Source organism: Microbacterium sp., assembly GCF_029263575.1.
In the GTDB taxonomy this organism is placed as follows: domain Bacteria; phylum Actinomycetota; class Actinomycetes; order Actinomycetales; family Microbacteriaceae; genus Microbacterium.
The window spans coordinates 1-11,358 of the sequence record NZ_JAJUFV010000098.1 but is presented as its reverse complement, the minus strand read 5'-3'; the positions used below and the strand labels follow the sequence as shown (position 1 = coordinate 11,358).

Below are 11,358 nucleotides of genomic sequence, written 5' to 3'. Positions count from 1 at the left end.
GCCGGCCGGCATGACCGAGGCGCCGATCCCGATGACGACGGCTTCTCGGCTGATCCGAGGGGATGCGGCATCCGCTCTTGGTGAGATGGCTGATGCTCTGTCACAGTCGGGCGCCGGGTCGCTCGGAATGAATAACGCCTATCGGTCGTACCGTCTGCAAGCGCGAAACTACTCCGGCTTCGTCAGCGCGTCGGGGCAGGCCTCGGCCGACCGCAGCTCGGCGCGTCCCGGATTCAGCGAGCATCAGACGGGGCTGGCCGTCGACGTCGTCGCCTGCAGCGGCGGATGCGGTGAGATCGGCGCGTTCGGCGGCACCGCCGAAAGCGACTGGGTCGCCCAGCATGCGTGGGAGTACGGCTTCATCATCCGATATGAGGAGGGCGAGAGCGACACGACGGGCTATATGCCCGAGCCGTGGCACCTTCGCTATATCGGTCCGTCGCTCGCCGCCGCGTATCACGCGGGCGGATTCCAGACGCTGGAGGAGTTCTTCGGCCTCTCCGCTGCGCCCGACTACGCGCACTGACCGCTGTACTGTGGCATCCCACAAACGCGGTACGCAGTCTCATGCACTGTGGGATGCATTCTCACAATCAGGTGTCTCAGCATCCGCTTTCCGGCATAAGATCGCCAGAACGATGACGTATTGAGCGCCCAGGAGGATGGCATGGAACGCGACATCTATGAAGAGGATCACGAGGCATTCCGCGATCTCGTCAAAGACTTTGTGAAGCGCCACGTGAGCACCGAGAGCATCGAGCGCTGGGAGGCCGCGGGCGAGATCGACCGTGAAACGCTGCGTGCCGCAGGAGAGGCGGGCATCATCGGCCTGTCGGTTCCTGACGAGTTCGGCGGCGCCGGGATGCTGCAGGACTACCGTTTCCGCGCGATCGTGAACGAAGAGGTCATCGGTGCCGGCGCCGGGTCGCTCGCCGGTGCGCTCGGCATTCAGGACGACCTGGCCGTCCCTTATCTCGTGCACATGGGCACGCAGGAGCAGAAAGAGAAGTGGCTGCCGCGCATGGCCACCGGAGAGGTGCTGGGCGCACTCGCCATGACCGACCCGGGTGCGGGCAGCGATCTGCGGGGCATCAAGACTAACGCGAAGAAGGTCGATGGCGGATACATCGTCAACGGGGGGAAGACGTTCATCTCATCGGGCACGACGGCCGACATCGTCGTCACGTTCGTCAAGACAGGTGAGGGAAACCGGCCGGATGCTTTCAGCCTGCTCATCCTCGAGAAGGGCATGGAGGGTTTCGACCAGGGCAAGAAGCTCAGCAAGATGGGCTTCCACGGTTGGGACACCGCCGAGCTCAGCTTCACCGACGTGTTCGTTCCCGACGAGAACCTCATCAGTGGCAAAGAAGGGCAGGGCTTCATCCAGCTGATGATGAACCTGCCGTTGGAACGCCTGTCGATCGGCGTCGCGGCGGCCGCTGCGGCGCAGGCTGCGACCGACTGGACGATCACCTACACAAAGGATCGCGAGGCGTTCGGTGAGCGCATCGCTGACTTCCAGAACACGCGTTTCCAGCTTGCCGACATGGTCACCACGACCGAGGTGATGTGGGCGTACATCGATCGCGCGATGCTCGCGTACCGTGACCAGAAGCTGACCGCTGAGGATGCCGCGAAGGTCAAGTACTGGGCGACCGAGCGCGAGTGGGAGGTGCTCGACACGGGCGTGCAGCTGCACGGCGGCTACGGCTACATCATGGAGTATCCGATCGCTCGTGCGTTCACCGACGCTCGCGTGCACCGCATCTACGGCGGCACGAACGAGATCATGCGCGACCTCGTGGGTCGTCAGATTGCCGGAAAGCGCTGAGGGCCGTCGGGCTCTGGACCCTCACTCCGGTAGCACTCACGGTGCTACCGGAGTATCATCGTGATATGAGCGCAGCGAAGATCAGCCTGAGCTTGCCCGACGGCGACCTCGCGTTCCTCGACGCACAGACGCTGGAGGGCCGCTACTCATCGCGGTCGGCCGCAGTCCAAGATGCTGTTCGACTGCTGCGCGAGAGCCGACTCGCCGACGCGTACGCCGAAGCGTACGCGGAAGGATACGACGACGAGTGGGATGCCGCCCTCGACGACGGCCTGGCATCCGCGTGAGCGCCGGCGGGATCGCGCTGCTCCGCCGCGGTCAGATCGTTCTCGCGTCCTTCGATCCGGCTGTCGGCTCCGAGGCGCGAAAGACGCGGCCGGCGGTCATCGTGAGCAACAACACGGCGAACGAGGTGGCGATCCGCAACGTCGGCGGCACGGTCACCGTTGTGCCGCTCACGTCGAAGACGGATCGAGTGTGGCCGTTCCAGGTACTTCTGCCGTCATCGGGGATCGGCCTCGAACGCGACTCCAAGGCGCAGGCCGAGCAGGTCCGCACGATCGCCGTGGCGAGGATCGTGCGCCCGGTCGGCTGGGTGCCGGCCGAGCTCATGGGCGCGATCGACGAGGCCCTGCGCCTGCATCTCGCGCTGTAGGCGCTCAGCGCTGCCCCACGCCGGCCTTGCGCAGTCGGTCGGCGATGAGGATGCCGAGGGCTGTCGCTCCGCCGCAGCTGGCCATCGTGACGACGAAGAAAAGCACCTGCGACCACAGCGGCTGTGAGCCCATGTTGAAGAACGTCCACGCCGTGATCGGGTAGACGATGCCGAGCGCGATCGCGCCGGCGTAGTGCATCCAGGTCTTCCAGTGTTTCCACAGGACGACGAGGAAGGGCAGTTCGGCGAACAGCGCCCACGAGGCGTTCGTGACGACGCTCATAAAGCCGTATCCCGAGAACGGCACGATCACGAGCCCGGCGATGATGCCGACGAGCAGGCCGACGAGCGGATGCCGCAGCAGCCGCAGCGCGATCACCGCTGGCAGAATCCACAGGCCCGTGATCGCCATCGACAGCGCGGGCATCCCCAGCGTCAGCAGCACGGTCGACAGCCAGTTCGCGGGTGCGAGCAGGATGCCTCCGGCGACGCCGAGCGCTGCGCAGGTCAGCAGCAGCGTGGTGGAGACGCGGAAGCGTGGCGAGGCGGGCGCGTTCATTGGCGGGGCTCCGCGGCCTGTTCGCGGGCGGCCTTCGACGCGGGTGAGGAGGCGCCGATCTTCCAGTAGCCGCAGAAGCTGACGGTGCCCTTGTCGACACCGCGTTCGGTGACGAGCTGCTTGCGCACGCCGGACGCGAGCGACTGCTCACCGGCGGCGTAGGTGTGGAACGGAGCATCCGGCAAGGCGGTCTTGCTGAGCTGGTCGAGAGCCAGGGCTCCCGGCGGTATGTGTGCCGGCCGTACGATCCAGCGGATGTCGATGCCGGTCGGATGCTCGAACTCCAGCGCGTCGTCTTCGCTGGGAACCTCGATCATCGCCGTTCCGGTCGCGCTCGACGGCAGAGATGCACAGATCGATGCGATCGCGGGCAGCGCCGTCTCATCGCCGATCAGGACGACGCGATCGGTGCCGCGTTCGGGGTTGAAGGTGAGTCCTTCGTCGATGATGAGCACGTTCTCGCCGGGCTGGCAGGTCTCGGCCCAGCGGGACGCCGGGCCTGCCGTGCCTTCGGCGACCGAGCCGTGCAGGACGAAGTCGACGTCGAGTTCGGCGCCGCGCTCGGCCGTCGCGGGTCGGTGCTCACGCACCGTGTAGTTGCGCATCACCGGGCGCTCGCCGTCAGGGATGCGCAGGAACTTCAGGTATCCGAACAGTTTGTGCGCTTTGGCGGGAACGCGTTCGAGTCCGGCTTCACCGCCGATCGGCAGGAACAGGCGGAACCACTGGTCGTACCCCATTGGCCGGAACTTCGCGATCTCGCCGCCGCCGAGGGTGACGCGGATCCAGTGCGGAGCGAGACGCTGCGAACGCAGCACTTCGAGGTGCAGCAGCTCGGTCGTCTCAGGTTTGACCATCTTACTGAATGCCATCGTTAGCCTTTCAGATCCGTCGGGTTCGGTTTCACTGGAGCGGTTCGCGCGTCAGGGTTGCCAGGGGAACGTCAGCGTGAGGATGACAGCGGATGCCGCGAGGAATGCCGCGATGAACACGATGTCGCGCGTGCGGAAGGGCACCAGGTGGCGTTCGGTTCGTGTCGAGTAGGCGCCGAAGGACCGAGCGTCCATCGCCAGGGCGACGCGTTCGGCGTGACGGATCGCTCCGGCGAGAAGGGGCACGATGTACCCCCAGCCGCGTGCGATGCGCGCGAACGGGCCACGGCCGCCGCCGAAGCGGCCAGCTCCGTGTCCGCGGACTCGGTGCGCTGCGCGGATCACGCTCAGCTCGTAGCCGAAGCGTGGCACGAATCGGTAGGCGGCCAGCGCCGTGTAGCCGATCCGGTACGGAACGTGCAGCTGCTGGATGCTGGCCCTGACGAGATCGGGGCCGGTGGTCGTGAGCCCGCCGATCAGTGCCAGTGCGAGGATCGCGGCCAATCGGAACGCTGTGGCGAAGCCGGTCTCGAGGGCTCCCGTGAACAGGGTCCACTCGCCGATCTGGAGGAAGGGGGCCGTGTCGTCGACGCGTGCGGCGTCCACCCACAGCGAGAAGCCGAACCCGATCGCGGCGACGCCGAGCGGTACGACGAGAAACAGCAGGCCGGCCGTGCGCGCGGTGATGCGCGTGCCGGTGAGGATGAGCGCGTATGCCAGGACGGTGAAGCACAGTGGCGTGACCAGGTCGCGCACGAAGATGAGCAGCGCCATCGCGGGAAGGACGGCGGCGACCTTCGACAGCGGGTTCAGATGGTTCAGATATCGCCAGGCGGATGCTGGCACTCCCGGCGCGAACGGGTCGATGGTCTTGGTGGGGGAGGTGATCGTGGTCATCGCGCCGCCTCTGCGAGGATGCTGCGCTGTTGCGGTGTGAGCGTGCGATGCAGCAGCGGGAGGCGCAGGCCCGCCGATTCGAACAGGCCCTCACTGGCGAACATCTCGGTCGTGCGGCCGGCGGCGTGGAGGCGGCCGTCGGCGAGGATCACGGTGTGCGTCGTGTGGTCGGCGACGAGCTGCAGGTCGTGGGTGACGATGATGATCGTGGTTCCGTCGGCCTGCAGGTCGCGCAGGAGCCCGAGCAGTTCGGTCGCGCGGGCGCGGTCTTGGCCGAATGTCGGTTCGTCGAGTGCGAGGACGCGCGGGCGCGTGATGAGCGCGGTGCCGACGGAGAGTCGCCGCTTCTCGCCGCCCGAGAGCAGGAACGGATGCACGTCGGCCTTGTGCGTCAGCCCGAAACGTTCGAGCATCTCGCTCACGCGCTCCCGGATCTCGGCATCCGTCAGCTTCGCGTGCGAGCCGTGCTTCGAGCTCTCGCCCGAGCCCTGGGCCTGTCGAAGGGTCAGTCCGTGGGCGAGCTCGTCGTAGACGGTGTGGGTGATGAACTGATGCTCGGGGTTCTGGAACACGAAGCCGATACGTGCGGCGAGGTCGCCGGGCGAGGCAACGGCCGGGTCGAGGTCGTCGATCGTGACCTGGCGCTTCGGCGGCGGAACGACTCCGGCGAGAGCCTGGATGAGGGTGGTCTTGCCCGCGCCGTTGGCTCCGACGATGGCTGTGAGTGATCCGGCTTCGATGTCGAGGTCGATGCCGTGCAGAACTTCGTGTTTGCCACGTTTGACGGTGAGGCCGCGCGCGCGGACGATCGGCGACGGTTCCGAACGTGCGGGTGAGACCGGGTCTGCCGGGGTCGTTTCTGGATCCGCGGGTGAGGCCTGGTACACATGTCGGTTCGAATCACGGATGTCGGTCGAAACCTCGGTGTGTCGCCCTGCAGGTGTGATTTCGGCAGACATCTGTACCGCCGGGTTTGACAGGGCGGCGGCCAACTCTTCCGGCGTGAGCGGGAGGGGTGTGTTTTCGGGCAGGATGCCGTGGGCTCGCAGCATCCGGCCGGAAAGTGTTGCGGCGGGCAGCCACACGCCCATGGCGATGAGCTCGTCGGTGTGTCCGCGCAGGACGTCGGCGATGGGCCCGTCGTATGCGAGGCGGCCTTGCTGGTCGAGGACGACGGCTCGGGTCGCGAAGCGCATTGCTGCGTCGAGGTTGTGTTCGACCAGGATGATGGCGCGGTCGCCCGCCGCGATCAGGTCGCTGAGGGCGTCGTAGACGTCGTCGATGCCCTGCGTGTCGAGGTTCGCGGTGGGTTCGTCGAGCACGATCACCGGTGAGCCCATGGCAAGGGCGCATGCGATGGCGAGGCGCTGACGTCCGCCGCCGGAGAGTCGGTCGGGGTTCCAGGTTCGACGATCCCAGAGTCCGACGCGGCGCAGGGCCTGTTCGGCACGGGTGAGCACGTCCGCGACGGGAAGCAGCAGATTCTCGAGGGCGAAGGCGACTTCGTCGAGCACGGTCGCGGTGACGAGCTGGGCGTCAGGGTCTTGGAAGACCATGGCCACGTCGGCGCTGAGCTGGGCGACGGGGGTGGTGGCAGAGCTTCGTCCGTTGACGTCGACGGTTCCGGTGAGGGTGGCGGGGATCGACTGTGGGATGAGACCGTTCAGGGCGAGTGAGAGGGTCGACTTACCGGATCCGCTGGGTCCGAGCACGAGGATGACCTCCCCCGGATGCACGTCGAAGCTGACGTCGCTCGGGGATGGGTGCGTCGCACCGACGTGCGTGAGCGAGAGTTCACGCACGCGAAGGAGAGGTGCATTAGGGGGCACGGTGGCCGTTCGGGTGTGCGGGGACCATAGTCCGGTGAATCGTTACGCTTTCAGGTTAGCTGAGCCTAACCTGAACCGCACGCCCGCTGGCTCAGGGTCGGATGACGCCCGCTCGGCGTAGCGCGCCGCCGACGGCGAGTCCGACGACGGTCCAGGCGACGGGACCGAGGACGAAGAGCAGCCCGAAGCCGATAGCTCCCCAGGCGGGGAGCGCAGATACGTCGAAGGCGAACCAGAGGGGGATGGCCACGACGATGCCGGTGACGGCGGATGACAGGAGGAAGCGCCAGGGTTCCCAATGCCGGTAGCGGGTGAGGGCGGAGACGCCTTCTTGGACGCCGCCGAAGACGGCGGCGGCGAGTAGATAGCGTCCGGCCATGGCGGGGACGAAGGCGAGTCCGATCAGTGCGGCGATCGCGTGGGTGATGAGCGCAACCCAGGGGGCGCGGAGCACCTGCTGTGCTATGACGCCGGGCAGAACGTGGAAGCCGAGCACCAGCCCGTAGAGCGGAATCGCACCGGTTGCGGCGAGCAGGTGGAGCCCCGCCCAGCCGGCCGAGACGAGCCCGGTTGCGACGCCAACCGCGGCGCAGACCAGCAGAATGCGGGTCGACAGCACACGGGATCTCGGCACGATCTCAGCCTACTCGCCTGCTTCAGGCGCACTTACGCGAATTTTCAGGCGCACTCACACGAATTCAGGCGAACATAACGTGAAGCGGCGGCTCGTCCGTGTAGGTACGGCCGGTGGGACCGGTCCACAGGATCACGCCGTTCTCGAGCTGTTTCGCCGTCCATCGGTCGCGTTCGTCGACGTCGGGATGCTTGAGCGCATGATGCCCGGCACAGAACAGCGCCAGGTTGCTGACGGCGGTCGGCCCACCCAGTGCATGGTCGTGGTTGTGGTCGATCTGACAACGATGTACGGGCGCGCGGCAACCGGGGAAGCGGCAGTGCTGATCGCGGGCTCGCAAGTAGCGCTTCATGCTGGCTGTCGGCACATAGTTGTCGGTCTCGGTGACCATGCCGCGCGGATCGAGAAATGCCCGATCCCAACTTCCCGCGTGACCTGCGAGAATTCGCGCGGCATCGGAGGTCATCGGCCCGTGCCCGTTGAGCTCAGCCATCGCATCATCGTCACCGGTGAGGGATGTGCTGCTGATGGTGACCTGAACCGTGGCTTTCACAGACTCGAGCGCGGTGCTTGTGACGCTGGTGGGCGATGTGGTCAGCAGCAGATCGGCGAGGAGGTCGGCGCGCAGTTGATCGGTGGTGCGTGTGTCGTGTTCGATTAGGCCGTACCCGTCGTGCATGGGAGTGGACTCGTGGAAGAGCTCGTCCGTGCCAAGAGCGCTGTCGAAGAGGTCGCTCTCGGTGTTGGGGCCCGTGACGTCGGTATCGGCATCATCGATGGTTCGTTCTGGCGCCAGCTCAGACGAGTGCGGCTCGCCGGGAGCGCGCGTCTCCCACGGAGCGGGCTCAAGCAGCGAGTTATGGAACGCCTCTTCGAGGTCAGTCGGGGCGGCGGGCTCGGAAGGAGCCTCGGTGCGAACGGCCGCCTCGCGCTCAGCCTTGAACGTGTCAAGAACAGACTGCCGTGGGCGACGCTGCCCCTCGGGGCGCGCTTTGACGACATCGCCGGCCATGGCCGTGAGGCGGTCGTGGATCGCGTGTGCGAGAAGCTCGGGAAGGATCGCCGTGAGGACGGCCATTCCATCACCATCAGGCTTGATCGTGACGCTGCGCTCTGAGCGGCCGCGGCGGTGCTGCTCGGCCATGCCCTCAGGGAACACGGCGGCCGCCACGCCGCGTGCATGCGTGCGTGTGCGCGCGGCAGTGTCGCGTTCGGCGAAGGGCACCAGTTGCTGCTCGTACTCTTCTCGTAGCTGGTCGGCGTCAGAATGCCCGGTGACGTTGGGTGCGGCGTCGACGATGACGTCGGCGTGACGTTTGCTGATTGTGCCGGTCGACAGCGCGGCGAACGTCGCAGGGAACAGGCGCACGAGTGCCCACGCGCCAGCGATGTGAGACCCCGCCGTTCCCGGAGAGACGTGCGCGGCGGCGGCATACTCAGCGCACATCGATCGAAAGGCCATCTCGTCGGACCCTGGGTCGAGCGAACGCTCTTTCGCCAGCAAATCGAGACGCAGGGCGAGTCTTTCTGCGCGTTTCGCCTCGAGGGCAGAAATCTGCCGCCCCAGATCGACGCAGTCATCGAGGATCTCGCCCTGGAGCGCGAGAGTGCTCGCGTAATCCAGCGGTGCGATGTCGATCGATGTCATACCTCTACGATAGAACATAGCTTCGAAAGTAGCAAGAAGAAAGTTAGCCGAACATGAACCTAAATACGACGACGTCGAGGTTTCAGCACCACGTGCGGCATCTCGGGCGCGGGGATGCGCTCAGAGCCGTGCGTCACTACGTGGCCGAATCGTTCTGCCGAGGCATCCGGCGTCTCCCAATCGGCACGCGCTTGCGCGATCTCGTCGTGCGTGCGCGCCGCGAAATTCCACCACATGATGAGGTCTTCCTCGAAGGGCTCACCGCCGAGCACGAACAACAGCGCGCCCTCGTCGCTCCCGATCGTGACGGCCTCGCGAGAATCGCCGAGGTAGAGCATCTCGTTGTGTGCGAGGGGCTGATCGAGCACCGTCAGGCCACCCGATACCAACACGATCGCGTGCTCCCAGGCCGCATCCAGCGGCAGTGTCACCCGGCTGCCGGCAGCCAGTGTGATCTCGGTGCCGACGATGGGCGTGTAGACGGTCGCCGGAGAGCGCACGCCGGCGAATTCGCCGAGCACGACGGTGGCCGTGGCATCCGGCCCCTCGTCGGCAGTCAGCGTGGTGGTCGGCAGTGACGTGTGCTGTTCGAACCCGCCCTGCCCGTGACGCGCTGATTCGGGCAGGACCACCCAGAACTGCAACGCGTCGAGCGGTAGGGCGTCCTCGCCGAGTGAGTATTCCGAGTGCGAGATGCCGTTGCCGGCCGTCATCAGGTTCAGCTGTCCGCGTTTGAGGGTGACGTCGTATCCGCGTGAGTCGCGGTGGCGTTGCTCGCCGATCAGGGGCCAGGTCACTGTCTGCAACCCGATATGCGGATGCGGTTCGACGCGCATGCGCACCTCGTCAGGGCCGAAGCGGTCGAGGAAGCACCAGGCACCGACCGTCGGCAGATCGCGGTTGGGCAGGGTGCGCAGCACGCTCATTCCGCGCACCCCGCCCAGGGGAACCTCGCGCGGTTCCAGTGAGAAGGTGCGCTCGCCGATCATGATTGTCGGGTCGCGTCAGTGGGGTCGTCGGGGAGCTGTGGCCAGCGGACGTTCGCGCCCGCGACCTCGTTGCGCTTCAGGAAGCTGGCGATATAGGCGCAGTACGGCACGATCGTGGCGCCGGATGCCGCGGCATCCGCCAACGCCTCGCCAGCCAGAATCGAGGCGAGCCCCTTGCCCTGGAAAGCGGGATCGACCTCGGTGTGCGTGAACTGCACTTCGCCGTCTCGAAGCCTGATCTCGGCGAATCCGGCAAGTGTTTCGCCGACGTGGATCTCGTACCGTGCGGCTTCGTCGTTACGCGTGACGGTGGGGGCATCTGTCATGGCTGCTCCTTCGCTTCGTTCCTTCACCCTAGGGCAGTGTCCGCAGGTGAGACGCTGTGGAAAACGGCGTTCGTGTCGGCGCGGGTCGTTACGCTGGAGGAATGGCCCAGCATCCCGTCGATCCCTACGCGGATGTCCCGTACCCGGACGAGCCCTGGGACGATGCCCCGCCGCCCGAAGAGATGGATTGGGAGCCGCAGGGCGCGGGCTTCGAGCCTGGGCTGGACTGGGGTGGCGGGTCGACTGTCCAGGCGGGGGCGGATGCCGCGGCATCCGCTGTTCGCAAGGCGACGCCGTCGCGTTACGCGAGTGCGCGCGATGCGCTTCACACGGTCTTCGGGTATGACGAGTTCCGCGGTGATCAGGCCGCGATCGTCGAGCAGGTGATCGATGGCGGGGATGCTGTCGTGCTGATGCCGACCGGTGGGGGAAAGAGCATCACCTACCAGGTGCCCGCGCTTGTGCGCGAGGGCACGGGGCTCGTGATCAGTCCGCTGATCGCGCTCATGCACGATCAGGTCGATGCGTTGCGCGCCAACGGTGTGAATGCGGCGTATCTGAACTCGACACAGGCTCCGGCTGAACGCGCCGAGGTCGAGCGCGCCTATCGTGCCGGCGAACTCGATCTCATCTATGTCGCTCCCGAGCGTCTGTCGTCGCCGGCGACCACGCGTCTGCTGCAGGGCGGGGTGCTGAGTGTCATCGCGATCGATGAGGCGCACTGTGTGTCGCAGTGGGGGCACGACTTCCGCCCCGACTATCTCGCACTGGGTGATCTGGGCGAGCGTTTCCCCGGGGTGCCGCGCATGGCGCTGACCGCCACCGCGACCCGCGCCACGCATAAAGAGCTCACGGAGCGTCTGCGCCTTGACGGCGCTGAGCATTTTGTGGCGAGTTTCGATCGGCCGAACATCCAGTACCGCATCGTGCCGAAGGTCGACCCGCGCAAGCAGCTGGTGAGTTTCATCCGGTCGCTGCAGCCGATCGCTGAGCCTGTCGAAGCGTCGGCGGACCCTGCGCCACCAGCTGGCATCGTCTATGCTCTGAGCCGGAAATCGGTGGAGCAGACGGCGGCGTATCTTTCGACGCAGGGCTTCGATGCGCTGCCGTATCACGCG

At 66.3% G+C, this 11,358-nt stretch carries 13 protein-coding genes; 5 read left to right on the top strand and 8 right to left on the bottom strand.

What is annotated here, in order from left to right:
- The 4 genes from Q1J95_RS10640 to Q1J95_RS10625 all read left to right on the top strand — a co-directional run.
- A partial coding sequence (locus tag Q1J95_RS10640; protein WP_300267491.1) for a M15 family metallopeptidase occupies nucleotides 1–526 on the top strand: 526 nt, incomplete at its 5' end.
- Between the two features lie 141 nt (nucleotides 527–667).
- On the top strand, nucleotides 668–1,831 hold the full coding sequence (locus tag Q1J95_RS10635) for an acyl-CoA dehydrogenase family protein (RefSeq protein ID WP_300267490.1): 1,164 nt from the start codon (nucleotides 668–670) through the stop codon (nucleotides 1,829–1,831).
- 65 nt (nucleotides 1,832–1,896) lie between these two features.
- Nucleotides 1,897–2,118 carry a ribbon-helix-helix domain-containing protein gene (locus tag Q1J95_RS10630; RefSeq protein ID WP_300267489.1) on the top strand — a complete coding sequence of 74 codons (222 nt, stop codon included), beginning with the start codon at nucleotides 1,897–1,899 and terminating at the stop codon, nucleotides 2,116–2,118.
- Nucleotides 2,115–2,486, top strand: coding sequence for a type II toxin-antitoxin system PemK/MazF family toxin (locus Q1J95_RS10625; RefSeq protein ID WP_300267488.1), 372 nt, complete (start codon nucleotides 2,115–2,117; stop codon nucleotides 2,484–2,486). The genes Q1J95_RS10630 and Q1J95_RS10625 overlap by 4 nt, the downstream gene beginning before the upstream one ends.
- A 4-nt stretch (nucleotides 2,487–2,490) precedes the next feature.
- Here the strand turns inward: Q1J95_RS10625 and Q1J95_RS10620 are convergent, their stop codons facing one another.
- The 8 genes from Q1J95_RS10620 to Q1J95_RS10585 form a co-directional block, all read right to left on the bottom strand.
- A complete protein-coding gene (locus tag Q1J95_RS10620; RefSeq protein ID WP_300267487.1) occupies nucleotides 2,491–3,045 on the bottom strand; it encodes an ECF transporter S component in 555 nt (184 codons plus the stop codon).
- Complete coding sequence (locus Q1J95_RS10615) at nucleotides 3,042–3,917, bottom strand: siderophore-interacting protein (protein ID WP_300267486.1); 876 nt, start codon at nucleotides 3,915–3,917, stop codon at nucleotides 3,042–3,044. The genes Q1J95_RS10620 and Q1J95_RS10615 overlap by 4 nt, the downstream gene beginning before the upstream one ends.
- Nucleotides 3,918–3,968: 51 nt before the next feature.
- Nucleotides 3,969–4,814 (bottom strand): energy-coupling factor transporter transmembrane protein EcfT, encoded by an 846-nt coding sequence (locus tag Q1J95_RS10610; RefSeq protein ID WP_300267485.1) that lies wholly within the window; start codon nucleotides 4,812–4,814, stop codon nucleotides 3,969–3,971.
- Nucleotides 4,811–6,616 carry an ATP-binding cassette domain-containing protein gene (locus Q1J95_RS10605; RefSeq protein WP_300267484.1) on the bottom strand — a complete coding sequence of 602 codons (1,806 nt, stop codon included), beginning with the start codon at nucleotides 6,614–6,616 and terminating at the stop codon, nucleotides 4,811–4,813. The genes Q1J95_RS10610 and Q1J95_RS10605 overlap by 4 nt, the downstream gene beginning before the upstream one ends.
- 118 nt (nucleotides 6,617–6,734) lie before the next feature.
- Nucleotides 6,735–7,277, bottom strand: a complete 543-nt coding sequence (locus Q1J95_RS10600; protein WP_300267483.1) for an ECF transporter S component — start codon at nucleotides 7,275–7,277, stop codon at nucleotides 6,735–6,737.
- A gap of 64 nt (nucleotides 7,278–7,341) precedes the next feature.
- Nucleotides 7,342–8,925, bottom strand: coding sequence for an HNH endonuclease signature motif containing protein (locus tag Q1J95_RS10595; RefSeq protein ID WP_300267482.1), 1,584 nt, complete (start codon nucleotides 8,923–8,925; stop codon nucleotides 7,342–7,344).
- Nucleotides 8,926–8,984: 59 nt separating this feature from the next.
- Nucleotides 8,985–9,914, bottom strand: a complete 930-nt coding sequence (locus tag Q1J95_RS10590) for a pirin family protein (protein ID WP_300267481.1) — start codon at nucleotides 9,912–9,914, stop codon at nucleotides 8,985–8,987.
- Nucleotides 9,911–10,240, bottom strand: coding sequence for a GNAT family N-acetyltransferase (locus Q1J95_RS10585; RefSeq protein WP_300267480.1), 330 nt, complete (start codon nucleotides 10,238–10,240; stop codon nucleotides 9,911–9,913). Before Q1J95_RS10585 ends, Q1J95_RS10590 begins: the two co-directional genes overlap by 4 nt.
- Nucleotides 10,241–10,341: 101 nt before the next feature.
- Between Q1J95_RS10585 and Q1J95_RS10580 the strand changes: the two genes are divergently transcribed.
- On the top strand, nucleotides 10,342–11,358 hold a 1,017-nt coding region (locus Q1J95_RS10580; protein WP_300267479.1), incomplete at its 3' end, for a RecQ family ATP-dependent DNA helicase.

Excerpts from the sequence above, each read along its gene's own strand:
- Q1J95_RS10635 (WP_300267490.1), top strand. The coding sequence starts at position 668 with ATGGAACGCGACATCTATGAAGAGGATCACGAGGCATTCCGCGATCTC.
- Q1J95_RS10590 (WP_300267481.1), bottom strand. The coding sequence starts at position 9,914 with ATGATCGGCGAGCGCACCTTCTCACTGGAACCGCGCGAGGTTCCCCTG.
- Q1J95_RS10615 (WP_300267486.1), bottom strand. The coding sequence starts at position 3,917 with ATGGCATTCAGTAAGATGGTCAAACCTGAGACGACCGAGCTGCTGCAC.
- Q1J95_RS10610 (WP_300267485.1), bottom strand. The coding sequence starts at position 4,814 with ATGACCACGATCACCTCCCCCACCAAGACCATCGACCCGTTCGCGCCG.
- Q1J95_RS10595 (WP_300267482.1), bottom strand. The coding sequence starts at position 8,925 with ATGACATCGATCGACATCGCACCGCTGGATTACGCGAGCACTCTCGCG.
- Q1J95_RS10630 (WP_300267489.1), top strand. The coding sequence starts at position 1,897 with ATGAGCGCAGCGAAGATCAGCCTGAGCTTGCCCGACGGCGACCTCGCG.
- Q1J95_RS10585 (WP_300267480.1), bottom strand. The coding sequence starts at position 10,240 with ATGACAGATGCCCCCACCGTCACGCGTAACGACGAAGCCGCACGGTAC.
- Q1J95_RS10620 (WP_300267487.1), bottom strand. The coding sequence starts at position 3,045 with ATGAACGCGCCCGCCTCGCCACGCTTCCGCGTCTCCACCACGCTGCTG.